General features: G+C 68.6%; 22 protein-coding genes. 13 read left to right on the top strand and 9 right to left on the bottom strand.

Annotated features, from left to right (window positions below):
• Positions 1–5: 5 nt before the first annotated feature.
• Positions 6–1,238: a M20/M25/M40 family metallo-hydrolase gene (locus AB0M22_RS11295; RefSeq protein ID WP_364723795.1), complete on the bottom strand. Its 1,233-nt coding sequence runs from the start codon at positions 1,236–1,238 to the stop codon at positions 6–8.
• Positions 1,231–1,917 (bottom strand): 2OG-Fe dioxygenase family protein, encoded by a 687-nt coding sequence (locus AB0M22_RS11290; RefSeq protein WP_364723792.1) that lies wholly within the window; start codon positions 1,915–1,917, stop codon positions 1,231–1,233. Before AB0M22_RS11290 ends, AB0M22_RS11295 begins: the two co-directional genes overlap by 8 nt.
• Before the next feature lie 615 nt (positions 1,918–2,532).
• Here AB0M22_RS11290 and AB0M22_RS11285 point away from each other — a divergent pair.
• From AB0M22_RS11285 to AB0M22_RS11255, 7 genes are all read left to right on the top strand, one after another.
• On the top strand, positions 2,533–3,390 hold the full coding sequence (locus AB0M22_RS11285; RefSeq protein ID WP_364723789.1) for an FAD binding domain-containing protein: 858 nt from the start codon (positions 2,533–2,535) through the stop codon (positions 3,388–3,390).
• Positions 3,387–6,299: a molybdopterin cofactor-binding domain-containing protein gene (locus AB0M22_RS11280; RefSeq protein ID WP_364723786.1), complete on the top strand. Its 2,913-nt coding sequence runs from the start codon at positions 3,387–3,389 to the stop codon at positions 6,297–6,299. The genes AB0M22_RS11285 and AB0M22_RS11280 overlap by 4 nt, the downstream gene beginning before the upstream one ends.
• Before the next feature lie 38 nt (positions 6,300–6,337).
• On the top strand, positions 6,338–7,528 hold the full coding sequence (locus AB0M22_RS11275) for an aldolase/citrate lyase family protein (RefSeq protein ID WP_364724104.1): 1,191 nt from the start codon (positions 6,338–6,340) through the stop codon (positions 7,526–7,528).
• Positions 7,525–8,493: an allantoicase gene (gene alc / locus AB0M22_RS11270; RefSeq protein ID WP_364723783.1), complete on the top strand. Its 969-nt coding sequence runs from the start codon at positions 7,525–7,527 to the stop codon at positions 8,491–8,493. The genes AB0M22_RS11275 and alc overlap by 4 nt, the downstream gene beginning before the upstream one ends.
• Positions 8,490–9,410: an allantoinase PuuE gene (gene puuE / locus AB0M22_RS11265; protein ID WP_364723780.1), complete on the top strand. Its 921-nt coding sequence runs from the start codon at positions 8,490–8,492 to the stop codon at positions 9,408–9,410. Before alc ends, puuE begins: the two co-directional genes overlap by 4 nt.
• Positions 9,411–9,511: 101 nt before the next feature.
• The gene (locus tag AB0M22_RS11260) at positions 9,512–9,703 is read left to right on the top strand and encodes a hypothetical protein (RefSeq protein ID WP_364723777.1); all 192 of its coding nucleotides are present in this window, start codon (positions 9,512–9,514) and stop codon (positions 9,701–9,703) included.
• Between the two features lie 118 nt (positions 9,704–9,821).
• Positions 9,822–10,016, top strand: a complete 195-nt coding sequence (locus AB0M22_RS11255) for a hypothetical protein (protein ID WP_364723774.1) — start codon at positions 9,822–9,824, stop codon at positions 10,014–10,016.
• A 50-nt stretch (positions 10,017–10,066) separates the two neighbouring features.
• Here AB0M22_RS11255 and AB0M22_RS11250 read toward each other — a convergent pair whose 3' ends face one another.
• Positions 10,067–11,200 carry a lipase family protein gene (locus tag AB0M22_RS11250; protein ID WP_364723771.1) on the bottom strand — a complete coding sequence of 378 codons (1,134 nt, stop codon included), beginning with the start codon at positions 11,198–11,200 and terminating at the stop codon, positions 10,067–10,069.
• Between the two features lie 499 nt (positions 11,201–11,699).
• Here AB0M22_RS11250 and aceA point away from each other — a divergent pair, with 499 nt between their 5' ends.
• The 4 genes from aceA to AB0M22_RS11230 all read left to right on the top strand — a co-directional run bounded on the left by aceA (position 11,700) and on the right by AB0M22_RS11230 (position 18,382).
• Positions 11,700–12,989: an isocitrate lyase gene (aceA, locus tag AB0M22_RS11245; RefSeq protein WP_357385317.1), complete on the top strand. Its 1,290-nt coding sequence runs from the start codon at positions 11,700–11,702 to the stop codon at positions 12,987–12,989.
• Between the two features lie 195 nt (positions 12,990–13,184).
• Entirely contained in the window at positions 13,185–14,057 is an 873-nt protein-coding gene (locus AB0M22_RS11240; RefSeq protein ID WP_150399891.1) for a 3-hydroxybutyryl-CoA dehydrogenase, read from the top strand.
• A gap of 90 nt (positions 14,058–14,147) precedes the next feature.
• On the top strand, positions 14,148–16,451 hold the full coding sequence (gene metE, locus AB0M22_RS11235) for a 5-methyltetrahydropteroyltriglutamate--homocysteine S-methyltransferase (protein ID WP_364723766.1): 2,304 nt from the start codon (positions 14,148–14,150) through the stop codon (positions 16,449–16,451).
• A gap of 323 nt (positions 16,452–16,774) precedes the next feature.
• Positions 16,775–18,382, top strand: coding sequence for a DEAD/DEAH box helicase (locus tag AB0M22_RS11230; RefSeq protein ID WP_364723763.1), 1,608 nt, complete (start codon positions 16,775–16,777; stop codon positions 18,380–18,382).
• Positions 18,383–18,416: 34 nt separating this feature from the next.
• On the opposite strand, the gene AB0M22_RS11225 is transcribed toward AB0M22_RS11230, so the two are convergent.
• The 3 genes from AB0M22_RS11225 to AB0M22_RS11215 are packed head-to-tail and all read right to left on the bottom strand — an operon-like array spanning position 18,417 to position 20,154.
• Positions 18,417–19,448, bottom strand: coding sequence for a serine hydrolase domain-containing protein (locus AB0M22_RS11225; RefSeq protein ID WP_364723760.1), 1,032 nt, complete (start codon positions 19,446–19,448; stop codon positions 18,417–18,419).
• Complete coding sequence (locus tag AB0M22_RS11220; RefSeq protein WP_364723757.1) at positions 19,445–19,921, bottom strand: Clp protease N-terminal domain-containing protein; 477 nt, start codon at positions 19,919–19,921, stop codon at positions 19,445–19,447. The genes AB0M22_RS11225 and AB0M22_RS11220 overlap by 4 nt, the downstream gene beginning before the upstream one ends.
• 2 nt (positions 19,922–19,923) lie before the next feature.
• Positions 19,924–20,154, bottom strand: coding sequence for a hypothetical protein (locus AB0M22_RS11215; protein ID WP_364723754.1), 231 nt, complete (start codon positions 20,152–20,154; stop codon positions 19,924–19,926).
• A 71-nt stretch (positions 20,155–20,225) separates the two neighbouring features.
• Here AB0M22_RS11215 and AB0M22_RS11210 point away from each other — a divergent pair, with 71 nt between their 5' ends.
• Positions 20,226–20,639 (top strand): VOC family protein, encoded by a 414-nt coding sequence (locus AB0M22_RS11210; protein WP_364723751.1) that lies wholly within the window; start codon positions 20,226–20,228, stop codon positions 20,637–20,639.
• 4 nt (positions 20,640–20,643) lie between these two features.
• On the opposite strand, the gene AB0M22_RS11205 is transcribed toward AB0M22_RS11210, so the two are convergent.
• On the bottom strand, positions 20,644–21,375 hold the full coding sequence (locus tag AB0M22_RS11205) for a ZIP family metal transporter (protein ID WP_364723748.1): 732 nt from the start codon (positions 21,373–21,375) through the stop codon (positions 20,644–20,646).
• A gap of 79 nt (positions 21,376–21,454) precedes the next feature.
• Positions 21,455–22,012 (bottom strand): TetR/AcrR family transcriptional regulator, encoded by a 558-nt coding sequence (locus AB0M22_RS11200; RefSeq protein WP_364723745.1) that lies wholly within the window; start codon positions 22,010–22,012, stop codon positions 21,455–21,457.
• Positions 22,013–22,108: 96 nt separating this feature from the next.
• Between AB0M22_RS11200 and AB0M22_RS11195 the strand changes: the two genes are divergently transcribed.
• Positions 22,109–23,422, top strand: a complete 1,314-nt coding sequence (locus tag AB0M22_RS11195) for a hypothetical protein (protein ID WP_364723742.1) — start codon at positions 22,109–22,111, stop codon at positions 23,420–23,422.
• On the opposite strand, the gene AB0M22_RS11190 is transcribed toward AB0M22_RS11195, so the two are convergent.
• Positions 23,397–24,611: an AI-2E family transporter gene (locus AB0M22_RS11190; RefSeq protein WP_364723740.1), complete on the bottom strand. Its 1,215-nt coding sequence runs from the start codon at positions 24,609–24,611 to the stop codon at positions 23,397–23,399. The genes AB0M22_RS11195 and AB0M22_RS11190 overlap by 26 nt on opposite strands.
• Between the last annotated feature and the right edge of the window lie 5 nt (positions 24,612–24,616).

Below are 24,616 nucleotides of genomic sequence, written 5' to 3'. Positions count from 1 at the left end.
GCCGGTCAGCCGCAGCGGCGCGCCGCCAGGAGGGCGAGAGTGTCTGTGCAGGCCCGCATTTCGCTGATCAGCACGTGGTGTTCGGTGTCGGGGGTGTCGCCGCGCGGCCCGAACAAACAGCATTCGATGCCGGCCCGGCTCAGGTGGGTGGTGTCGTTGCCGCAATAGGAGTAGGGCAGGGCCAGTCCGGTCTCCTCGACCCGGAAATCCGAGACCTGCGGCAGTAATTCGGCGAGGTCGCGGACCACCGAGCAGTCGGCGGGCATGTCCATCGGCGGCATATCGGTGCCGCCGACCCGGAATGGCGGATCGACCGGATGCTCCATGGTGATCTGCGCTTCCGGGAAGGTGTCCCTGGCGTGATCCAGCACCGCGTCGATGGCCTTGCCGACCTGGTGCGGCTCGTACGGCGGCGGATAGCGCAGATCGATCAGCGCGGTGGCCTTGTCCGAGCAGTAGCTCACTCCGGACAGGTCGTGGCATTCGCCGCGGCCTGCGATCAGGCTGGCCACCTGAAGCCTTGGTAGCGGTGGGAATTCGTGGTTGTGCAGGCCGAGGTCGGCGGTGTCGAGCAGATCGAGCACGCGGCGCAGGATCGCGACCGCGTCGACGCCTTCGTGGTGCCTGCTGGTGTGTGCCGTGGCGCCGCGCACGACGACGGCGAACTTGTGCACCCCGGCGGTGCGGGTGATCACCCGGCGCACCGAATACGGTTCGGGGACCACAGCGGCGTCCGCGGTGAGGCCGCTGCGCAGGGCGTGCCGGGTGCCGACCCCGCCCTGTAGCTCGCCGACCACGAACTCGAGCAGCAACGGCCGATGCAGCGCAATACCGCTGCGGCGCACCGCGATCGCCGCGCCGAGGATCGCCGCCAGGCCGCTCTTCATGTTGTGCAGGCCCGCGCCGTAGAGCCGGTCGCCGTCGCGGCGGGCGGCGAACGGCTCGCCCGGGAAGTCCCGGCCGAGCGGATCCATGTCGAGGTGACCGTTCAGCAGCAGGGCCGGCCTGCCGTGTTCGGGGCCGAGGCGTGCGATGGTCTGCAACCGGCCCGGCTGCACCTCCTGGTGATAGGAGTGAATGTCGTTGCGGGCAAGGGTGTTCCGGATATGGAAGGCCAGCGGCGTCTCCTGTCCGGTGAAGGAGGGGACCGCGGTGAGCCCGGCGGCGAGCTGGACGAGTTCGTCGTCGGGCAGCAGCCGGGGCAGCTGGTCGACGAAGGTCGTTGTGGAGCTATTCACGCTTTCTGAATCCGATCAGCAGGACATCGCGTAACCCGGCGCCCTCGGCGGGATCGGTCACCGTGATTGTCGTCGTGTAGTGCAGTACCCGCTCGTCGTCGAAGACGTAGGAGTCGAGTGGTTGCTCGAGGACGAACTTACCTAGCTCCCGCTCCGGTTCGTAACGGTCGTAGAGGGCGGAGATGCCGCCGGTGATGTTGGTCCGCTGGATCAGGTGCGCGGAGCCCGCGATGAGGCCGTCGCGGTGCTTGCCTTCCGGAGCCGGGTGGCCGGGCGCGATCAGCCGCATGTAGTGGGCGTCGACCAGGCAGTGCGGGGTGGTGTCCGCGGACAGCACGCCGTTGGCCGCGAGCAGCCGGGCCACCGCGGTGGCGATCTGCCGGGTCGGCTCGGTCGCCGGGTGGTCGGGCGCGATCAGCTTGAAGGCGCGTTCGATATCGCCGGCCACCGGGTTGACCTGCTTGGACTGCACGTAGGGCGGCGGGTCGCCGATCGCGGTGAGCGCGTCCGCGCCGTCCTCGGCCAGGCGGGCCAGCTCCAGGTCGAAGCATTGATAGGCCCGCCGCCGGTACTGCTCGCCGCCGGGCAGCCAGCGGTCCAGCTCGGTGTAGTCGCGGAAGGTGCGGCGTAGGACGTGCAGGTCGCGGTCGGTGAGGGGGAAGTCGGCCGCCGACATCATCCAGGAGGACGGTCGGTCCTCGGAGCGGGGCGCTGGCACCTCGTGGTCGGCAGTCGCCGCCCGCTGGTTGGGGTTGATCGCTGGCCCTTCCGCGTCGGGACATGGGCTGCCGACAGCGGGGCCGTCGGTGGCACACATCAGTAAGGGGACGGCCCGCGTATGCGTGGGAAATGTCACACAGACCGGGCCGCGATGGACATTAATCCGGCAGCCGCCCGGTTGTCGAGTGTGTGACGTGCTCGATCTCGCGTGTCGACAGCGCGCCGCGGACCGGCGGCTCGGTGTGTTGCGCCGCGGTGGCGTTCGCGGCGGGTGTTCGCGCCGATTTCCTAGCCTGCGCAGGCGTCGAGCGGAAATAGACCGGCAGGTATTGAATCGGCATTGGGCCAGTTCAGGGCATATGCGGGATACTGGAACAGTGGCGTCTCTGACTGTCAGGGACGCGCGGTACAGACGTCGAGTGTCGCGGGGCGCGCGGGCGATCCGCGGGAGTGGAATAGGCCGGTCGGACGTCGGCCAGGTAACGGCCGCGCAATCTGGGGCGGGAGTTGTGCAACATCGCGGCAACTCCCCGCTCCTAGGGTGGCCGGACACGGCAGTGGAGTGAGGTGAGACGTGGACCTGGACACGATCCGGGAGGTGGCGCCGGCGCGGGAACGAGCGGACCTGAGTGCGATCGGCGGTTCGTGCGCGGTGCTCGCGGGCGGGACCTTCCTCTTCTCCGAACCGCAGAACCACCTGGACCGGCTGGTCGACATCACCGCGCTGGGCTGGCCCGCGCTCACCGCGGCGCCGGACGGTCTGGAGATCGCGGCGACCTGCACGCTGGCCGAATTCGCCGGGTCGGTGCCCGGGCGGGAACTCGGTGCGCCGGTGTTGCGCGAAGAATGGCCGGGGACAAGGTTGTTCGCGCAGGGTTGCCGGGCATTGCTTGCGTCGCACAAGATCTGGCGGACCGCGACGGTCGGCGGCAACATCTGTTTGTCCCTCCCCGCCGGTGGGGTGCTCGCCGCGCTGACCGCGCTCGATGGTGTCGCGCTCGGGTGGGGAGCGGACGGCGTGGATCGTCGGATTCCGTTGCGGGAGTTCGTGCTCGGACCCGAGCGCAATGTCCTGCTGCCCGGTGAGGTGTTGCGCTCGATCACCGTGCCGGCGTCGAGTCTGCTGGCGCGCACCAGTTTCCGGAAGGTCGCGTTGGCGCCGCTCGGTCGGTCCGGGTCCGTGGTGATGGGGCGGCGCGATCCAGATGGTCGATGCGTGGTCACCATTACCGCCGCGACCGAGCGGCCGGTTGTGCTGGATTTCGCGATGGCGCCGAGTGATGCCGAGGTCGATGCGGTGCTCGGCGGGATCGATCCGTTGCTGTGGTTCGACGACCCGCACGGTGCGCCCGACTGGCGTCGCCAGGTCAGCGGGGTGCTCGCCCGTGAAGTGGCCGCCGAGCTACGGGCCGCGGATCGGGAGCGACTATGAGGTTCGAGGTCGACGGCAGATCCGTGGAGGCCGACCCGCGCCCTGGACAATGCTTACGCACTCTGCTTCGGGAGCAAGGCACGCTCTCTGTCAAAAAAGGTTGTGACACAGGGGATTGCGGCGCTTGTTCGGTGCAGGTCGATGGAATGACCGTGCACTCCTGTCTGATTCCGGCCCATCGCGCTGCCGATCGGACGATCACCACCGCCGCTGGACTCGGTACCGCCGAAGAACCGCATCCGGTGCAGCGTCGATTCGTCGAGAACGCCGCCTTTCAATGTGGGTTCTGTACGGCGGGAATGGTCGTGACCGCGGCTGGGCTCGGCTGCGGCAAATCTGTGAATGAGTCATCTACCTCGTCGTGCGGCGAAGGCTCGCACCCACAGGGTGCGGCGATCGCGGTTCCGGTCGATGGCGTTGCGGCTCGTTCCGACGCCGAGCTGGCCGAGTTGATGAAGGGAAACCTGTGCCGTTGCACCGGGTATCGGTCGATCGCCGAGGCGCTGGCCGGTGAACCTGATGGCGCCGGCCAGCGCGGCGTGGTCCCCGCCGAAACGCGTACGGGCAGTGGCGGATCTGCGATCGCGGGTCGAGCCGGCAGCGGGGTGGGTGCACCCGCCGGGCCGCGGATCGTGCGCGGCATGGAGCCGTTCACCTTCGATTTTCGACCGGGTGCAGGCGCCGGCGGTCTGACCGCGCAGGACGCGAGTTCGCCTGGCGAGCCGGAGGTTTCGCCGCCGACCGCACCGCTGCACCTCGCGGTGCTGCCGAGTCCGCACGCGCACGCACGCATCGTGTCCATCGATACGACAGCTGCCGAAGCCCTGCCCGGAGTGCACGCGGTGCTCACCTATGCGGACGCCCCGGACGTGGCGTTTTCCACCGCACGGCACGAACTGCGAGCCGACGACCCGGACGACACCTACGTGCTCGATCGGACGGTGCGCTTCGTCGGGCAGCGAGTCGCGGCGGTGGTCGCGGAGAGTTCGGCGGCCGCGCGGGCGGGCTGTCGTGCCTTGCGGGTCGAGTACGAGGTGTTGCCCGCCGTGTTCGATCCAGCCGAGGCGTTGGCTCCGGCCGCACCGAAACTGCATGGCGAGAAACCGGATTCGGCGCGGATCGCCGATGCCGAACGCAATCTGATCGCCGAGGTGCACGGCGAGGTCGGCGATATCGCCGCTGGACTCGCCGCGGCGGCGAAAGTGGTACGCGGCGTGTGGCATTCGCCGCGCGGACAGCACGTGCACCTGGAAACCCACGGCGGCATCGGCTGGCTCGACGCGGACGGCAGGCTGGTCATTCGATGCAGCACTCAGGTGCCGTTCCTGGTGCGCGACGAGCTGTGCCAGGTGTTCGGGCTGCGGCGCGGACAGGTGCGGGTGTTCGCCACCCGGGTCGGCGGCGGGTTCGGCGCCAAGCAGGAAATGCTGGCCGAGGACCTGATCGCGCTGGCGGTGCTGCGGACGGGCCGGCCGGTGCAGTACGAATTCACCCGGGCCGACGAATTCGCCTCGGCCACTTGCCGTCACCCGATGCGGGTCGAGGTGACCGCCGGAGCCGACGCGAACGGGGTGCTGACCGCACTGAAGGTGGATGTGCTCGCCGACGCGGGCGCGTACGGAAACCACAGTGCCGGCGTGATGTTCCACGGCGTCGGGGAGTCGGTCGGGGTCTACCGCTGCGCCAACAAGCGGGTGGACGCGCAAGCGGTCTACACCAACAACATTCCCTCCGGCGCGTTCCGCGGCTACGGCCTCGGGCAGGTCATTTTCGGGATCGAGTCCGCGCTCGACGATCTGGCCCGCGAGATCGGCGTAGACCCGTTCGAATTCCGGCGGCGCAATGTGGTCGTGCCCGGCGACGAGTTCGTCGGCGCCGAGGTGGACGAGAGCGACCTGTCGTTCGGCAGCTACGGCCTCGACCAGTGCATCGACCTGGCCGAACGAGCATTGTTGCGCGGCAACGAGATACCGAACCCCGGATCCGAGTGGCGGGTCGGCACCGGCATGGCGGTGGCGATGATCGCGACCATCCCGCCGCGCGGACATGCCGCGGATGCCACGATCACCCTGCTGCCCGACGGGCGGTACGAACTCCGGGTCGGCACCGCCGAATTCGGCAACGGCACCACCACCGTGCACGCCCAGCTCGCGGCCTCCGCACTGGAGACCGACGCGGCGCGCATCGTGGTCCGGCAGTCCGACACCGACCTGATCGGCCACGACACCGGCGCGTTCGGCTCCACCGGAATCGTGGTGGCGGGCAAGGCAACCTACGCCGCCGCGCTCGAACTGCGCAGGCTGCTGCTGGCCCGCGCGGCGAAGGTGGCCGGGCTGCCCGAACGGGACGGCGTGCTCCAGTCCGACGGAGTCCGCTGCGGCGACCAGGTATTCGGCGTCACCGAACTGCTGGCCGACGGCGACCTGATCGCGCACGGCGAACACTCGGGCACCCCGCGCTCGGTGAGCTTCAACGTGCACGCCTTCCGGGTCGCCGTGCACCTCGACACCGGATCGATCCGGATCCTGCAGTCGGTCCAGGCCGCCGACGCCGGGACCGTGCTCAATCCGGTGCAGTGCCGCGGTCAGGTGGAGGGCGGCGTCGCGCAGGCCCTCGGGACGGCGCTCTACGAGGACATGCGCAGCGAAGCGGGCGTGGTCACCACGCAGTCGCTGCGGCACTATCACATTCCGCAGTTCGCCGACGTCCCGCGCACCGAGGTGTACTTCGCCGACACCGCCGACGCGTTCGGCCCGCTCGGCGCCAAGTCGATGAGTGAATCCCCGTACAACCCGGTCGCCCCCGCGCTGGCGAACGCGATACGGGATGCTGTCGGGGTGCGGCCGGATCGGCTGCCGATGACCGCCGACCGAATCTGGCGGGCCATGCAGGAAGGAGACACCAGGTGACACGGTTGCCGGAGAATGTCCGGGCTGGCATCGACGCCATGCTCGACACCGTCGACGCCCAGTTGCGCGCGAACTACCCGGGGCCGGACGGACGAGCACAGCCGATTCACACCGCGTATGTGCCTGCCGACCGCATTGCCGAGGACACGCCCGAGGTCTGGGGCGCCGCCGCGCTCGAATTGCTGGACCGGCACGCGGATCTGCTCGCCGAGCTGGACACGACCGGATCGCTGCCCGAGGTGCGCAGGCGGCTGGAGCGGGACCCGATCCAGGATCTGCGGATCGACTTCGAGGACGGCTACGGCTTCCGGTCCGACGCGGAAGAGGACGCGGCGGCGAGCGCGGCCGGCGCCGTGCTGGCGACCTGGGCGTACACGCCGTATCGCCCGCAGAGCTATGGCATCCGGACGAAGGGGCTGGCGGTCAGCGAGCGGAACCGCACGCTGCGCACCCTCGAACTGGTGCTGGCCGCGATGGTCGACGTGCCACCGGGTTTCGTCTTCACCGTGCCCAAGATCCGTGCGGCCGAACAGGTTCCGCCGCTGGTCGCGCTGTGTGAAGGACTGGAGAGCGGCTACGGCCTCGCCGCGGGCACGCTGCGCTTCGAGCTGCAGATCGAGAGCCCGCAGGCGATCATCGCCGCGGACGGCACCGCGCCGATCGCGCGGATGATCGGACTGGCCGACGGTCGTTGCAGCGCTTTGCATTTCGGCACCTACGACTACACGGCCGCGTGCGGCGTCGCCGCGCCGGACCAGGCCCTGGACCACCCGGCCGCGGATTACGCGAAGGCGGTCATGCAGGTCGCCGCGGCGCAGACCGGCGTCTGGGTGTGCGACGGCTCGACCCAGATCGTGCCCGACACCGATCCGGAAGTGGCGCTGCGCAATCACCACCGCCTGGTCGGCCGGTCGCTGCGACGCGGCTACTACCAGGGCTGGGACATGCACCCCGGTCATCTGATCACCCGCTGGCTGGCGACCTATGACTTCTTCCGGCAGGCGATCGACGTGGCGGTGCCGCGCTTGCAGGCCTACCTCGATCGTCGGTCGGGCGGCGTCATGGATGAACCCGCCACCGCGGAAGCCTTGGCGGCCACCGTATTGCGCGGCATCGAGTGCGGTGCGCGCACCGCCGAAGATCTCGCCACGCGAGCGCCCGAATTGTCACCGGCGGTATTGCGTGCGCTGGTCACGCGTTCGCCGATTCCTCAGGAGGTGCGGTCGTGAGCGACCGGGAAGAGTTCACCCTGCTGCCCGACCTCGCCGTGCGCCCGCTCGGCGGCTCGGTGATCTGGGCCAACGACGAATTCTTCGCGGAGAAGGAGAATTTGATCAATCCGGGTCCGGCCGAATATCAGCCGTCGACCTTCGGGCACAAGGGTCAGGTCTACGACGGCTGGGAAACCCGCAGGCACCGCGGCAGGCCCGGCGACGACTCGGCCATCGTGCGGCTCGGCGTGCCCGGCGTGATCCGCGGCGTCGTGGTCGATACCGCCTGGTTCAAGGGCAACTATCCGCCCGCGGTGTCCATTGCCGCGCTGGAGATCGACGACTATCCGACGGCGGAAAGCATTGCCGCACGGGATGACTGGGAGATCCTGGTCGATCGGGCACCGGTCGAGGGGGACAGCGGTAATCCGTTCGCCGTCGCCAGCGAACGACGGTGGACCCACGTCAAACTCACCATGCATCCGGATGGCGGCGTAGCCCGGCTTCGGGTGCACGGCGAGGGTAGTCCCGATCCGCGCCTGCTCGGTCTCGGACCGCTCGACCTGGCGGCGCTGGAAAACGGTGCGCTGGTGATCGATTGCTCCAATCGCTTCTACAGCTCGCCGAATCAGCTGCTGTATCCCGGGCTGGCCCGGAAGATGGGCGACGGCTGGGAGACCGCCCGCCGCCGCGACGACGGCAACGACTGGGTGCAGATCCGGCTCGCCGGACCCGGCCTGATCCGGCTCGCCGAGATCGATACCTCCTACTTCCTCGGCAACAGCCCCGGCGCGGCGCGGCTCACCGGCCGCACCAACGACGGCACCGAGCTCGAATTGCTGCCGCGCACCGAGCTTTTGCCCGATACCAGGCATCAGTTCGCGATCGCGCCGATGGCGGCCTCGGTCGAGGAGGTGCGCCTGGACATCTATCCGGACGGCGGCCTGGCCCGGCTGCGCCTCTACGGAGAACTCGGCGGATGAGCGAATCCTACGAGCCCGCCCGCGAATTCATCGGCTACGGCCGTACCCCGCCGGACCCGCAGTGGCCGGGCGGCGCGCGGATCGCCGTGCAGTTCGTGCTGAACTACGAGGAGGGCGGCGAGAACAACGTCCTCGACGGCGACCCGGCCTCGGAGACCTTCCTCTCGGAAATGACGCCGGCCGAGGCCTTTCCGAATCGGCACATGAGCATGGAGTCGCTCTACGAGTACGGCTCCCGCGCCGGACTGTGGCGCGTGCTGCGCGCCTTCGAACGCCGCGGGCTGCCGCTGACCATCTTCGCCGTCGCGCACGCGATGCGGCGAAACCCGGAGGCGGTGGCTGCATTTCGCGAACTCGGGCACGAGATCGCCAGCCACGGCCTGCGCTGGAAGTCCTATCAGCTGACCGACCGCGACACCGAGCGCGCGGACATGGCCGAGGCGGTGCGCCTGCTCACCGAGCTCACCGGGGCCGCGCCGCTCGGCTGGTACACCGGCCGCGACTCACCGAACACGCGTGAGCTGGTGGTCGAGCACGGCGGCTTCGTCTACGACTCCGACTCCTACGCCGACGACCTGCCCTACTGGGTCACCGTGCGGGGCCACGACCACCTGGTGGTGCCCTACACCCTGGACACCAACGACATGCGCTTCGCCTCGTCCGCCGGATTCCCCACCGGCGAGCAGTTCTTCGCGCATCTGCGCGACGCCTTCGACGTGCTGTATCGCGAAGGCGCGGAAGGCAGTCCGAAGATGCTGTCGATCGGCCTGCACTGCCGCATCGTCGGCCGCCCGGCCAGAATCGCCGCCCTGGAACGCTTCCTGGACCACATCCAATCCCACGATCAGGTCTGGATCACCCGCCGCATCGACATCGCCGAACACTGGCGCAGGGTCCATCCGGCGAAGACCGCCTGAACTTCGGTCGACTCGATTGAGAGACAACATAATTCGGGTCATGCACTACGGGTGCTCGCCGACTATGTTCGGCCGTCTACCCGAAGCATGAGGAGTTCTGAATGTTCGCAGTACGTGGAATCGTCGTCGGCGCCCTGATCGGTGCCGCAACCCTGGTCGGCGGCGGGGCAGCCATGGCAGACACGATTTGGCTGGAGCCGGCCGCTCCGGTGGTCGAGCCCGTCCAGGGGTCGGGTTGCGATTACGGCCAGCAGATCTTTCTGCCGGCTTGCATCCTCAATTCGATCTCGTAGTCCACGCCGACGGACATGACGCGGCCGGTTATTCGGGGATCGGGCCGCGCTGGGGCAGCGGAAATCATGTCCGGCGCAATACTTTTCAACCTGCACGAACCACATGAGGAGTATCTGGATGTCCGTATTACGTGGAATCGTCGTCGGCGCTGTCATCGGCGCCGCCACCCTGATCGGTGCCGGCGCTGCTACCGCGGCACCGCTTCCGCTGGAGCCTGCCAGCCCGGCGGTCGAGTCGGTCGCCAAGGATTGCGTCGGGGTGATCCACCCCCTCGCGCAACTGACCTGCACGCTCAGCAGCCTGTCCGGCTAGCGATATGACTGCGCGGCCGGGTGGCGAGGCCGGCCGCGCATGCCGGGGGATCAGCTGAACAAACCACGCACGAACGGCACCGAGTCCGGCAGCGATGCGTTCACGGTGCCGCTGTGGTCCTCGGGATAGGTGTGTAGCTGTACCGGTTGTCCGTTCGCCTTCAGGACCGCGGCGAAGCGCAGCGTCTCCGGCGTGATGACGTCGGTGTCGCGCAGGCCCTGGCCGAGGAAGAGCGGCTTGTCGTAGCCGGATTCGGGCAGGCCGAGGTAGCGGGTGAGCAGTCCGTGCAGGTCGGGGATCTGGGAGAGCGGCTTGCTGAACAGATTGCCGACCACGACGCCGTCCGCGGCGAGTTCGTCGCCGAGCGGGACGAGGCAGTCGGTGCGCGCCTTGGCCAGCCACGAGCGGCCCGAGTCGGTGAGGAACGAGTCGATGTTCAACTCCGGGTAGGTGGTGCGCAGCCCGTTGAGGATGTAGAGCACGTAGCCCGTGGTGTGCGGGCTGAGCTTCACCGGAGGCACGCCCGGACCGAGCGGCACCAGGATGTCCTCGATATAGGCCGGTGTGCCGGTGCCGACCGCGCCGCGATAGTCGAGTGCCGAACCGCCGAACTCGGTGGCGTAGCGCGCTGTGAAGACCGCGGCCCCCGCGCCCTGCGACTGCCCGACGACCGCCCACTTCTTCGACAGCGACGGGTACTGCTCGGTGGCCGCCTTGACCGCGTCGACGACGTTGTGCGCCTCCACGACACCGTTGAGGTACGGATGCTCACCCGGTGTGCCGAGCCCGGCGTAGTCGGCGGCCACGATCGCATAGCCCTGTTGTAACCAGGTGCCCAGGTAGGCCCAGTCCCGTTCGACTGCGCCCGGCCCGGCGATGCTGTACGCGCAGTCGTCGCCCAGGCCGACGGTGCCGTGCGCCCACGCGATGACCGGCCAGCCACCCGGAGGCGGCGCGCCCGGCGGGAAGTAGACCGCCGCGCTTGCCGTCGTCGGCACGTCATTGGCGGTGGTCGAGCTGTACAAAATGCGGGACGAATTCACCGAGCCGGGCAGCGTCGCGGCCGGGGCGAGCGGCGCGACCGACTCGACCGTGCCCACGGGCGCGCCCGACGCGGCGGGCAGATTCAGCAGGCCTGCGGTGCAGGCGAGGGTGAACGCGACGGCGATGACCGATTTCCGCATAGGTGGATCTCCTGTCCGGGTGCGCGTGCCGCCGGAAGCTTCCCCAGCGGAAGCCGGACGCACGTCCAAGTTCGGCTTCGACCCAGTCTGCCCGAACCGATGTCTGCCGCCCACGTGCGGGTGGCGTGGCCCACACAGTCGGCACCCGCCCGTACTTGTGAACGTCCTCACAACCCGGAATGGATGGCCGGGCCGATGACCGACACGCGGCCGATGTCTAACAGTACGGGCGTTACGCTAAAACCGCATGTCAGGGCTACTTGCCGGTAGGTTCCATCTTTGCAATTTGCTCGCAAATTTCGCAGAGTTAGCAAACGGGGATCGAAACCTAGCTTAGATTCACATTAGCAACAGGTAGACGGCCATTTCGCATTGTGCAATCGTGTGGAAGTACACCCCATGGGCCTAGCAAGCCTGCAAATTGCCGCTCCAGCAGTTCGAGCTGTTTCACCGCTCGGCCGTGGGGCAATCGACTTAAAACGAGGAAGTGGAGTCAGAGATGTCGAACGCCGGCACCCCGAAGACCGCTGCGGAAATCCAGCAGGACTGGGACACCAACCCCCGCTGGAAGGGCGTCACCCGTAACTACACCGCCGAGCAGGTGTCGAAGCTCCAGGGCACCGTCGTCGAAGAGGCCACCCTTGCTCGCCGCGGTTCGGAGATCCTCTGGGATCTCGTGAACAACGAGGACTACATCAACTCCCTGGGCGCCCTCACCGGCAACCAGGCGGTCCAGCAGGTCCGCGCCGGCCTGAAGGCCATCTACCTGTCCGGTTGGCAGGTCGCCGGTGACGCGAACCTGTCCGGCCACACCTACCCGGACCAGAGCCTCTACCCGGCCAACTCGGTCCCGAGCGTCGTGCGCCGGATCAACAACGCGCTGCTGCGCGCCGACGAGATCGCCAAGGTCGAGGGTGACGACTCGGTCAAGAACTGGCTCGCCCCGATCGTCGCCGACGCCGAGGCCGGCTTCGGTGGCGCGCTGAACGCCTACGAGCTGCAGAAGGCCATGATCGCGGCCGGCGCCGCGGGCGTGCACTGGGAAGACCAGCTCGCCTCGGAGAAGAAGTGCGGCCACCTCGGTGGCAAGGTGCTGATCCCCACCCAGCAGCACATCCGCACGCTGACCTCCGCGCGCCTGGCCGCCGACGTCGCCGACGTGCCGTCGGTGATCATCGCCCGCACCGACGCCGAGGCCGCCACCCTGATCACCTCCGACGTGGACGAGCGCGACCGGGAGTTCCTGGACGGCACCCGGACCGCCGAGGGCTTCTACGGCGTGAAGAACGGCATCGACCCCTGCATCGCGCGGGCCAAGGCCTACGCCCCGTACTCCGACCTCATCTGGATGGAGACCGGCGTGCCGGACCTCGAGGTCGCGCGCAAGTTCGCCGAGGCCGTCCGTGGCGAGTTCCCGGACCAGCTGCTGGCCTACAACTGCTCGCCGTCCTTCAACTGGAAGGCCCACCTGGACGACGCGACCATCGCGAAGTTCCAGCGTGAGCTCGGCGCGATGGGCTTCAAGTTCCAGTTCATCACCCTGGCCGGCTTCCACTCGCTCAACTACGGCATGTTCGACCTGGCCTATGGCTACGCCCGCGAGGGCATGACCGCCTTCGTCGACCTGCAGGAGCGCGAGTTCAAGGCCGCTTCCGAGCGTGGCTTCACCGCGGTCAAGCACCAGCGTGAGGTCGGTGCCGGCTACTTCGACACCATCGCCACCACCGTTGACCCGAACACGTCCACCGCGGCGCTGAAGGGCTCGACCGAAGAAGGCCAGTTCCACTGAGCCACTCGTGATTCGCCCAGGGAATGAGGTTCCCGACGTGAATACCGATAGCCCCCAGTAGGGGTGTACCGCCCTCCCCGCTGAACAGCCCCAGCGGGGAGGGCATCCCTATACCTTGGACCATCGAGGGGCCGCTCACACCAGAGCACACCCCCTCCAGCCACCGACTAGCCAGACCAACAGCAGGAGCGGGACGTGAGCAGCGAGAAGATTCAACGCGTCGGCATCATCGGTGCCGGACAGATGGGTGCCGGAATCGCGGAGGTGTGTGCGCGAGCGCACGTCGACGTGCTCGTCTTCGAACAGACCAGGGAATTGGCCGCCGCGGGTCGCTCTCGCATCCTGCGCTCGCTCGACCGCGGCGTCAGCAGCGGCAAGATCACCGAGCGGGAACGCGAGCAGGCCGCCTGGCGACTGCGGTTCACCTCCGACCTCAACGACTTCGCCGACCGCCAGCTGGTGGTCGAGGCGGTGCTCGAGGACGAGAAGGTGAAGACCGCCATCTTCGCCGAGCTGGACAAGGTCGTCACCGACCCCGAGGCCGTGCTGGCCTCCAACACCTCCTCCATCCCGATCATGAAGATCGCGGTCGCCACCACCCAGCCCGAGCGCGTGGTCGGCATGCACTTCTTCAACCCGGTGCCGGTGCTGCCGCTGGTCGAGCTGGTCACCACGCTGAAGACCAGCGAGGCCGTGTCCAAGCGGGCCGAGGCGTTCGCCGGTGACGTGCTGGACAAGCAGGTCGTCCGTTCGGCCGACCGCTCCGGTTTCGTGGTCAACGCGCTGCTGGTGCCGTACCTGCTCTCGGCCATCCGGATGGTCGAGTCCGGCTTCGCCACCAAGGACGACGTCGACAAGGCGATGGTCCTGGGCTGCGCGCACCCGATGGGTCCGCTCGCGCTGACCGATCTGGTCGGCCTGGACACGGTCAAGTCGATCGCCGACTCGATGTACCAGGAGTTCAAGGAGCCGCTGTACTCGGCTCCGCCGCTGCTCATGCGTATGGTCGAGGCCGGGTTGCTCGGCAAGAAGACCGGCGCGGGTTTCTACCAGTACAACCGGGCCTGAGCTCGTTTCGATTCAACCCAGGCGCTATAGCGTGCGGCGTCCATTGTTTCCGGTGGGCGCCGCACAGCCATCGAAGGGAGCAGCGCGCTCATGGTGAACGTGACCGACGGCTACGGGTCGAGCATCCTCGGCTACCCGCGGATCGGACCGCATCGAGAACTCAAGCGGGCCCTCGAGGCCTATTGGCGCGGTGCGATTCCCCGCGCCGAATTGCTCGCGGTGGGCCGCGACATTCAAGACCGGCAGTTCAACGAACTCGCCGCCACCGGGTTGACCCAGGTCCCCGGCAACACCTTCTCCTTCTACGACCACGTGCTCGACAACGCGCTGCTGTTCGGCGCGGTGCCCAAGCGGTTCGAGCCGTACCGGGACGAGCTGGATCCACTCGACTTCTATTTCCTGATGGCGCGCGGCAATCCGGATGTGCCGCCGCTGGAACTGGTGCGGTTCTTCGGCACCAACTATCACTATCGGCAGCCGGAATTGGATGCCGACACCGAATTCTCGCTGCATCCCGAGGCGCTGCTGGCGGAATTCGACCGGGCCAAGGAGCGCGGCATCGAGCTGCGCCCGGTGGTGCTCGGTCCGCTGTCGCTGCTGCTGCTGTCCAAGGCAGGGCAGATCCCCGGTCAGGACGAGTTCGACACGCTGAAGCTGCTGGACAAGTTGCTCCCCGCGTATGAGCAGCTGTTCGAGATCCTGGCCAAGCGCGGCTCGACCTGCGTGCAGCTGGACGAGCCCGCGTTCACCAGCGAGCGCACGCCCGAAGAGCTGGCCGCGTTCGAGGCCGCCTACCAACGACTGTCGAAGGCGCCGCTGCGGCCGCGGATGCTCGTCACCGGTCAGTATGGCGATTTCGGTGAGGCGCTGCGGATCCTGGCGACCAGCAATGTGGAGGCGATCGGCCTCGACCTGGCCAGCTACCGGATCTCGCCGGAGGACCTGGCGGAGATCCCGGGCATTCGCCGCAAGCGGCTCTATGCCGGGGTGATCAGCGGCCAGAACGTCTGGCGCGCCGACCGGCACGTCACGCTGGAGTACCTGAACCGGCTCGCGCAGGTGTGCCCGGACCTGGTCGTCTCGACCGGCACCACGCTGCTGCACGTGCCCTACGACCTGCTCATCGAGTACGACATCCCGGGTAACGTCGCCGACCGGCTCGCCTTCGCGAAACAGAAGGTGGGCGAGGTGGTTTCGCTGGCCAAGGCGCTCACCGACGGCCCGTCGGAGAGCTGGCGCAAGCGGCCGACCGAGGTGCACTTCAAGCAGAAGCACGCTGTGCGGCAACGGGTTTACGCGGTCACGCCGGAAATGCGGACGCGCGAACCGTATTCGGTGCGCCGCACGGCCCAGCAGGCCAAGCTGAACCTGCCGCCGGTCCCGGCGACCACACTCGGTTCGTTCCCGCAGACCGGCAAGATCCGGCAGGCGCGCTACGAACTCGGCCAGGGCCGGCTGTCCTTCGATGACTACAAGAAGCGGATCGAAGCCGAGATCGAGGCGACCATCCGGTTGCAGGAGGACATCGGCCTCGACGTGCTGGTGCACGGCGAGCACGAGCGCAACGACATGATCCAGTACTTCGCCGAGCTGCTGGACGGCTTCGCGACCACGCACTTCGGCTGGGTGCAGGTGTACGGGTCGCGGTGCGTGCGGCCGCCGATCATCTACGGCGACGTGTCCCGGCCCGCGCCGATGTCGGTGGAGTGGATCAGCTACGCCCAGTCGCTGACCGACAAGCCGGTCAAGGGCATGGTCACCGGGCCGGTCACCATGCTGGCCCGCTCGTTCGTCCGGCAGGACCTGCCGCTGCACGAGACCGCGGACCAGGTGGCCCTGGCCATCCGCGACGAGCTGGCCGACCTGGAGAAGGCGGGCATCGCGATCATCCAGGTCGACGAGCCCGCGCTGCGGGAGATGCTGCCGCTGCGGCCGCAGGGCCGGGCGGAGTACCTGCGCTGGGCGGTCGGCGCGTTCCGGCTGGCCACCTCCGGGGTCAAGCCGGAGACCCAGATCCACACGCACATCGGGTATTCCGGCCGGGCCGAGGTGGTCGAGGCGATCGAGGAGCTCGACTGCGACGTCACCGCGATCGTGGCCACCCGGTCGATCGAATGGGTGGTGAAGGCGCTCGCGGCGGACAGCGGCACCGATCACGGACTCACCCACGGCGTCGGTCCCGGCGTGTACGAGAGCCGCTCGGCGCGCATCCCGGACATCGATGAGCTGGACGAATTGCTCACCGCCGCAGCGGAAGCCATCACCCCGGAACGACTATGGGCGAATCCGGACGGTGGCTTGAAGACGCGGCACTACTGGCAGCTGGAGCCGTCGTTGCGCAATCTGGTCGCCGCGGCACGCCGGGTGCGCAGGCGGGCGCTGGCCGGCGAGTAGGCCGAACTGCGTTGGCCGCCCCCTGTTTTCGCAGGGGGCGGCCGTCGTCGGGCGTGGGACTGCGCGTCGGCCGGTTATGTCCGGTCCGGCGGGCCGTGACGTAACCCACTACAGACCTCGCGGTCCGAAGGCGAGGAATACGCGAGGTTGCGGTAGAGTTACCAAAGGCAAGCGTTGATCTTCACGCTCCCTCTCGATCCGTCGTGGATGTCTTACCTTTCGCGTCGGCGCCTCAGCTGGGTGTCATAACACCGAACGCACGGACCACAATCCTGCGCAGCGCTGGGGTACACCCCGATGCCTGGAAGGCACACCCACCACATATGACCACCCCTGTTTCGAGCCCTGCCCCCACCACGTCGTTCGCCGCTCTCGGAGTCGGCGCGAAGCTGGTCGGCGCCCTCACCGCGAGCGGCATCACGGCTCCGTTCCCCATCCAGGCGGCCACGCTGCCCGACACCCTGGCCGGTCGCGACGTGCTCGCCCGCGGCAAGACGGGTAGCGGCAAGACGCTCGCCTTCTCCATCCCCATGGTCGACCGCCTGGCCGGCGGCGATCAGCGCCCCGGCCGCAGGCCGCGCGGCCTGATCCTCGCGCCGACCCGGGAGCTGGCCACCCAGATCGCCACCGCGCTGGAGCCGATGGCCACCGCCGCCGGGCTGAAGGTGACCACCATCATGGGTGGCGTCTCCCAGCACCGGCAGGCCAAGGCCTTCTCCGCCGGCGTCGACATTGTCGTCGCCTGCCCCGGCCGGCTCGAGGACCTGATGCGTCAGCGCGTGGTTTCGCTGCAATACGTGCAGATCACCGTGCTGGACGAGGCCGACCACATGGCCGACCTCGGCTTCCTGCCCGCGGTGACCCGCATCCTCGCGGCCACCCCGAGCGGCGGCCAGCGCCTGCTGTTCTCCGCGACGCTGGACAACGGCGTCAACAAGCTGGTCAAGCAGTTCATGCGCAACGCGGCGACGCACTCCGTGGACACGGCGGACTCGCCGGTGGCCGCGATGACCCACCACGTCTTCGAGGTCGGTGGCGTCGAGGCCAAGCGCGTCCTGGTGGAGACCCTCGCCGCCGGCTCCGGCCGCCGGATCCTGTTCATGCGCACCAAGCACCAGGCCCGCAAGCTGGCCAAGCAGCTGACCACCGCGGGCATTCCCGCGACGGACCTGCACGGCAACCTGTCCCAGGTGGCCCGCGACCGCAACCTGGCCGCGTTCAGCAACGGCACGGCCCGGGTGCTCGTCGCGACCGATATCGCGGCGCGTGGCGTGCACGTCGACGACGTCGAGCTGGTCGTGCACGTCGACCCGCCGGCCGAGCACAAGGCTTACCTGCATCGCTCCGGTCGTACCGCTCGCGCGGGCAGCGCCGGTGACGTGGTCACCGTAGTGCTGCCGGAGCAGCGTCGCGATGTCGCGGCCCTGCTGCGCAAGGCGAACATCAATGTCGCATCCCAGCGGGTGACCGCCGATTCGGCGCCGGTGACGGCGCTGGTCGGCACCATCGCACCGCGGGTCGCGCCGAGCGCGATGCCCGTGGCGTCGAACTCCGACGGTCAGGGCAACCGCAATCGGCGCGGCGGCGGCGATCGCCGGTACGGCGCGCCCGCCGGTCAGGCGCGCAGCCGTGGCGAGCGTGGACCGCGCGAGGGCGCCGTTGCCGGTGGGCAGCCGCGTACCCGCAGCGCGCGGGGCACGGATGACGCGTCGCGCGGTGCCGCCGGTGGCCAGCCGCGTCGCGGCGGACGTGGCGCCGGTGATGTTGCCGGTGGTCAGCCGCGCAGCCGTAACGGGCGTGGCGGCAACGGTTCCGCCGTGCACAGCTTCGATGCGGCCGGTCGTACCGCGACCCGCTCCGCGCGTGGCGGTGCGCCGCACACCCGCGCGACCCGGGAGCAGGCGCCTGCCGCTCGGGCCGGGCGTCCCTGAGTTCAACAGCTGAAAGATGAAGGCCGTCTTCCCCTTACGGGAGGGCGGCCTTTATCACTGCGAGGAAGACCGCCATGGGGTCGTTCCAGTCGCCGTTGGTGTGGGTCACCACGATGCGTTCGCCGTCTCGGCTGCCCATGGCCCAGGTCCAGGAGCCCATGGTGGCTCCGGCCAGTCCGTAAACCGTTGGGCCGCCTGGTAGTTCCTGCTCGAAGACGCCCAGGCCGTATCGGGTGTTCGCGACCCATTCCGCGCCGTCGGTCGATACGGTGGTCCACAGCTCGCGGTGCTGGTCGGGTGGAAGTAGTTGCCCGGTCAGCAGGGCGTGCAGGAACACCTGTAGATCGCCGGTGGTCGAGACCATGTCTCCGGAAGCGCCGGACCAGGTTTGGTCGGCGTCGGTGATGTCGTAGACCTCGGCGTCGGGGGCCGGGTTGAACAAGGTCGTGTAGTGCCGTGGATGGGGACCGTCGATCACGGTTTCGGTGCCTGCCGGGTAGGTCGCGGCCAGTCCGAGCGGCTCGCTGATTCGGCGCGAGACCTCCTGGGCGAGTGAGTTTTCCGTCAACCGTTCGATCAGCATTCCGGCGATAACGTAGTTGGTGTTGGAGTACCGGAAGCCCGCGCCGGGCGCGAAGTACGGCGGGTGGGTCATGGCGAGGCGCACGAGTTGTTCGGGGCGCCAGCCGGTTCCGGCGCGTACCTGGTCGTCGTCGGTGTGGGTGAACAGTCCGCTGGTGTGATTGAGCAGTTGGCGGACGGTGATCGCGGAGCCGCCGTCGCTCGTGATCAGTCCGGGCAGCCATGTGTCGACCGCGTCGTCGAGGCTCAGCTTGCCCTCGCCGACCAGTTGCAGGACCACGGTGGCCGTGAATGCCTTTGTGGCGCTGCCGATGCGGAACTGTTCCTGCGGATCGCGTCCGCAGCCGGTTGCGGTGTCGGACACGCCCGCGGCGCCGAACCAGCGACCGTGCTCGTCGCGGATCTCGCTGACGATGCCGGGTAGACCCCGCTTGCTCACTGCCTCGTCCAGAAGGCGTTGCACCTCAGGGTGTTCCGTTGTCACGCTTCCTCCAGCGCGTGCTGAACTCGGGTCTGGAGATCCGTTCGATCCACCCCGGCCAGGGCGAGCGCCCGCGGCACGGTGCCGACGTCGGCGCGCAGGATGCCGAGCAGTACGTGCGCGGGGCGTAGATCTCGTTTGCGGGGAACGGAATTGAAGCCGCGCTCCAGCGCGAGCTTCATCGAGGCGCCGACATTCGGGGAGCCGTTGCGGACGCCCTGTGCGCGCGGCACGTTCAGGTCGGCGAGCGATACGCCTGCCGCGCTCAGGCTGTGTTCGAACTCGCGGTGCAGTGCGTCGCGGATCGCCTGATGGTCGAGTCCGACCGAGGCCAGCACCCGCTGTGGCGCGGTGCCCGTCTGCGCGGCGATCGCCAGCAGCAGGTGTTGCGCCTCGACGGTCGATGATCCGTCGCGCCGCGCTTCGCTGCTGCCCTCGGTGATGACCGTGTGCAGATATTCGTCGAATGGGGTCATGGTCAGCGCCTCCTCAGGCTGACGCCCGCGGCGATGAGCCGCTTGGCGTGCTTCTTGTGCACGGCTTGCCGGGTGACGCCGAGCGCCTCGGCGACCTGCGGCCACCCCCAACCCGCCCGCATCGCCTCCTCGACGGCACTGTCCTCCAGCTGATCGGCCAAGCGCCGCAACGCGACCACAGCCGCGAGCCGGTCCGCGGGCTCGCCGGAGTCGGGAATTTCAGGGTTGGCCATGCAAGCAACTTTAGTTGACTAATCACGATAGTCAACCTTGGTTGCTAAGAACCTGGTCGTATCGTCGGAATGTGGGAGCAGACAATGACGCCTGGCCGGTGGCGCAGGTGCGGATCGCCCGGCCGACGGATCAACTCGACGAGGTGGTGCGGTTCTACGTCGACGGGCTCGGGTTGCGCGAAATCTTCCGGTTCGCGGACCACGACGGCTATGCCGGAGTGATGGTCGGGTTACCGGGAGTCGGCTACCACCTGGAGTTCACGACGCAGGTGAATGGCAGCCCGGGCGCCGCGCCGAGTGCGGAAAACCTACTGGTGCTGTACTTTTCCGACGCCGCGCGGATGTCCGAGGCGGCGCGGCGGCTCGCGGAGTTCGGCGTCGAACCGGTCGAGGCGGAGAACCCCTACTGGACCGCCAACGGCGGCTTGACCTTTCCCGATCCGGATGGCTGGCGGGTGGTGTTGATGCCGGAGCCGGTCTTCTGACGGGTCAGTGGTTGAGGGCGGCTACGCCGAGCATGAGGCCTGCGCCTGCCACGGTGCAGGCGAGGGTGAGGCGGGAGGGGTGTACGGCGTGGGCCTCGGGGAGGATGTCGGCGGTGGCGAGGTAGAGCAGGAAGCCGGCGAAGTAGCCGAGGTAGAGGCCGACGACGCCGTGTGGGACGTGGATGAGGGAGCCGAGGATCGCGCCGACGACGGGGGCGATGGCGTCGAGGGCGAGCAGGGTGAGCGCCCGTTTGCGCGCGTTGCCGTAGAGGGTGGAGATGGTGAAAGTGTTGAAGCCGTCGGCGAAGTCGTGCGAGATGACCGCGATGGCGACCGCGGCGCCGACGGTGGCGCCGGCCTGGTAGCCGAGGCCGATGCCGAAACCGTCCAGCAGGCTGTGAAAGATCAAGCCCGCCGCGGCGAGTAGGCCGACGGATTCGAAACCGTGTGTGTGCGTGCCGAATTCCTGCTCGTGCCCGGTGTGGATGGCGACCGCGCGCTCGATCACGTGGATGGTCAGGAAGCCGCCCACCGCGGCGATCAGTGCGGCGGGCACGCCGAGCACGTGCTGGCTGGACTGTTCCAGCGCCTCGGGCAGCAGATCGAAGAAGACCACGCCGAGCATCACGCCCGCGGCCAGGCCGAGCACCAGGTGTTTGCGGTCGCCGATGCGCACCGCGACGAGCCCGCCGACCAGCGTGGCGCACATCGACACCAGCCCCAGCAGAATCGCCATCGTTCCAGCATGGGTGATCGGCACGGGCGGGAACGTTAGCACGGGCCGGTGAGTTCGCCGGACGGTCGCCCGGTGCCGGTCAGGCCGGGCGGGTGGCCTCGCCCAGCGTGCGCAGGCCCGCGGTGAGAGTCTCGGCCGTCGGCGCGTTGTCCGGGTCGACCAGCCATTGGATGAGCAGTCCGCCGATCATCGTCTGCAACACCGCGCCGACCGCGGGATCGGTGGAGTCGTCGTCGAAGAAGTGTGAAAGACCTTCGCGCGCTTGGGCTTGCGCTATGCCGAACTCGGTGCGCAGCTCGGGGGAGTGCAGCGCCTGGGCGAAGCTCTCGGCATTGGCCGACCACAGCGGCCGGTCCGCGGTGAACGAGTCGATCAGGCGCTGCAGGAAGGCGTGCAGGCGCACGGCCGGATCGGCCGGATCGTCGGCGGGCGGCGAGTCGAGGATCTGCTGCACCGCGCTCGCGGTGGTTTCCATCATCGCCTGGGTGAGCAGCTTGTCCCGGGTGCCGAAGTGGTAGTTGATCGCCGCGAGGTTGGTGCCGGAGGCGGCCACGATGTCGCGCACGGTGGTGCGCGCGTAGCCGCGTTCGGCCAGGCACTGCTTGGCCGCGGCGAGTAGATCGTCTCGGGTTCCCACCTCCGCACGATAGCAGCCGGGCATACGTGTGTTTGTGACAAATGTTTCAAACATATGTTTGTGACAACTGTTTGAAACGTGCGTATGGTCGGGAACATGACCGCACAGCGACCCATTTCCCCCTTCGAATCCATGTTCTTCGGCACGGACACCCAGCTCGGCAGCGTCCCCGCCGGCGGCATGCCGCTGTTCATCGGCTCGACCGTGCACGGTGCGATCGACTCCGCGATCCTGCGTCGCGTACTCGGCGAGCTGGCCGCCGTTCATCCCTTGCTCCGCAGCAAGGTGGTGACCGCGGCCGACGGCACACCGCACGTGCGTCGCGACGACGACTACCGCCCGCGCCTGGACGTCGCCGATGGCGACGAGGCCGACTACCTGCGGCTGGTGAACGGTCCGCGGGACTGGACCGACGGGTTGTTCCGCGCCCAGCTGTTCCGCGCCGGCCCGCGCCAGCAAGTCGTGCTGGTCATCCATCACGGAATCTCCGATGGCCGTTCGGCTTTCGCGCTGCTCGCGGAGCTGTGGCGGCGCTACACCGCGCACGTCGCGGGCAGCCCGCTGCCGGTCGATGATTCGGACCAGTCCCTGCCCGAGGCGATGGATACCCGGCTCGCCGAGGTCTTTTCCGAGGCCGAGGTGGCGGAGTTCCTGGAACTCGCGGCCGCGGGTGTGACGATGATCGATCCGGCGGCGGCGCCGCGCAGCCTGCCCTACGACGGTGTGTCCGACGATCCGCTCGGACGTTTCGCGGTGCGGCGCATCGAGTTGGACACCGTCGAGACCACCGCGCTGGTCGATTCCGCTCGGGCGCACGGCCTCTCGGTCAACAGCCTGCTCGCCGGCGCCGCGCTGGTCGCGTTCCGTGCGCAGCTCGAGCCGGATACCGGTGCGCTGCCGATGATCTGCGGGCACGCCGTGGACGTGCGCGGCGAGCTGGTGCCGCCGTTGCCCGCGAGCACGATGCTGAATGTCGCGTCCGGCGTCGGCACCGCCGTCGAGGTCGAGCCGGACCACAGCCCGATCGGCATCGGTCTGCTGGTGGCGGCGGGCATGCAGGCCGCCGCCGAACGCCATGACGCGGGCCGGTTCCTGCTGGCCGCACAGCGCGTGACGGACCCGGCGACGGCCGCCGCGTTCGCCTCGCCGCCCACCCTCGCCATGTCCAATATCGGCCGCCTGCCCGCACATTCGACCCCCGCGGGCGTCCAGCACATCCGCGACGATGTCTTCGCGATGGGCCCGGGCATGCCGCCGAAACTCACCGTGTTCACCGTCGGCGACCGGCTCACCATCCAGGTCGAGCACGACACCGCGGACCACAGCCGCGCGCAGATGGGCAAGATCACGCAGGCGCTGCTCGAACAGATCCGGCGGTGCGCGGCTACTTCGGCCGGTCAGCTCCGGTGAACCGAATGGTCAACTGGCGAGCCCACTTCCGATGCGGCTTCGGCGGTGCGGGCGGCAACGGCGCGTTGTGGTCCACATCGGTCTGCACCTCGTAGCGCCGAATGTAGGCCCCGGCGAACGCCTGCACGGTCGCGGTGACCGGAATCGCCAGCAGGGCGCCGGTCGCACCGAGCAGCGCCGCGCCCGCCAAGACCGCGCCGAACGCGACGGCCGGGTGCATGTCCAGGGTGGTCGCGGTGATTCTCGGTTGCAGCACATAGTTTTCGAACTGCTGATACACCACGATGAAGCCGAGCACCCACAGCGCGTCCGACGGGCTGTGTACCAGCGCGACGATGATCGGCAGCGCGCCCGCCAGGTAGGTGCCGACGGTCGGAATGAATTGCGAGACAACGCCGACCCACAGCGCGAGGGCGAACGCCGACGGCACATCGAGCACGCGCAACGCGACATAGTGCGCCACCGTCGAGGCGAGCGCGAGCAATCCGCGCGAGTAGATGTAGCCGCCGGTCTTCTCCACCGCGATATCCCAGGCGCGCAACACATGTCGCTGCTTGCGCGGCGGCAGCAGCGAGCACACCGCGTTGCGGAAGCGCGGCCCGTCGGCGGCGAAGTAGTAGGTGAACAGCAGCACGCCGAGCGACTGGAAGACCACCCCGACCGTGCGCGTCCCGATGTCCCACGCGTTGCCCGCCGCGCCCTCGAGGTACTTGCTCCAGCCGCTGGTGTACTTCTCGATATCGGTGCCGGACAGGTTCGCGTCGAACGTCCGGTTGATCCAGTCGATGCCCTGGTCGGCATACTCCGGCGCGTTGTTGACCAGGGTGGTGACCTGATCGATGAGCAATGCCCCGAGCGTCCAGAAGAACGCGACCACCACCGCGGCCAGCACGAGAAAGACCACGCCCGTGGCGAGTCCGCGCTTCATCCCGCGGCGGGCGAGCGCGTTCACCGCCGGCTCGATGGCGAAGGCCAGGAACAGCGAAACCAGCAGGATGGTCAGCAACCCCTGCAACCGGGTCAGCACCCAGAACCCCGCGAACAACCCGGCCACCGTCGCCGCGGCGAGCAGGAACGCCCGCAACAGCCACGGCGGCGGGCCGGCGGTCACCTCGGCGGTGACCACGGCCTCGCCGGTTGCCGCCGGGGCCGCGGCGGGAGGCGTCGTTTCGTCGTCATCCGCGGGCACACCGC

This window comes from Nocardia sp. NPDC051756, from assembly GCF_040681495.1.
Taxonomy (GTDB): Bacteria; Actinomycetota; Actinomycetes; order Mycobacteriales; family Mycobacteriaceae; genus Nocardia.
This window is presented reverse-complemented; position numbering and strand designations above follow the sequence as displayed.

What these genes read in the sequence shown, in the direction of transcription:
- AB0M22_RS11220 (WP_364723757.1), bottom strand. Translation starts at nt 19,921, where the DNA reads ATGACCCCATTCGACGAATATCTGCACACGGTCATCACCGAGGGCAGC.
- AB0M22_RS11260 (WP_364723777.1), top strand. Translation starts at nt 9,512, where the DNA reads ATGTTCGCAGTACGTGGAATCGTCGTCGGCGCCCTGATCGGTGCCGCA.
- AB0M22_RS11205 (WP_364723748.1), bottom strand. Translation starts at nt 21,375, where the DNA reads ATGGCGATTCTGCTGGGGCTGGTGTCGATGTGCGCCACGCTGGTCGGC.
- AB0M22_RS11255 (WP_364723774.1), top strand. Translation starts at nt 9,822, where the DNA reads ATGTCCGTATTACGTGGAATCGTCGTCGGCGCTGTCATCGGCGCCGCC.
- metE (WP_364723766.1), top strand. Translation starts at nt 14,148, where the DNA reads ATGGTGAACGTGACCGACGGCTACGGGTCGAGCATCCTCGGCTACCCG.
- AB0M22_RS11215 (WP_364723754.1), bottom strand. Translation starts at nt 20,154, where the DNA reads ATGGCCAACCCTGAAATTCCCGACTCCGGCGAGCCCGCGGACCGGCTC.
- AB0M22_RS11230 (WP_364723763.1), top strand. Translation starts at nt 16,775, where the DNA reads ATGACCACCCCTGTTTCGAGCCCTGCCCCCACCACGTCGTTCGCCGCT.
- AB0M22_RS11275 (WP_364724104.1), top strand. Translation starts at nt 6,338, where the DNA reads ATGCTCGACACCGTCGACGCCCAGTTGCGCGCGAACTACCCGGGGCCG.
- aceA (WP_357385317.1), top strand. Translation starts at nt 11,700, where the DNA reads ATGTCGAACGCCGGCACCCCGAAGACCGCTGCGGAAATCCAGCAGGAC.
- puuE (WP_364723780.1), top strand. Translation starts at nt 8,490, where the DNA reads ATGAGCGAATCCTACGAGCCCGCCCGCGAATTCATCGGCTACGGCCGT.
- AB0M22_RS11280 (WP_364723786.1), top strand. Translation starts at nt 3,387, where the DNA reads ATGAGGTTCGAGGTCGACGGCAGATCCGTGGAGGCCGACCCGCGCCCT.
- AB0M22_RS11250 (WP_364723771.1), bottom strand. Translation starts at nt 11,200, where the DNA reads ATGCGGAAATCGGTCATCGCCGTCGCGTTCACCCTCGCCTGCACCGCA.
- AB0M22_RS11195 (WP_364723742.1), top strand. Translation starts at nt 22,109, where the DNA reads ATGACCGCACAGCGACCCATTTCCCCCTTCGAATCCATGTTCTTCGGC.
- AB0M22_RS11290 (WP_364723792.1), bottom strand. Translation starts at nt 1,917, where the DNA reads ATGATGTCGGCGGCCGACTTCCCCCTCACCGACCGCGACCTGCACGTC.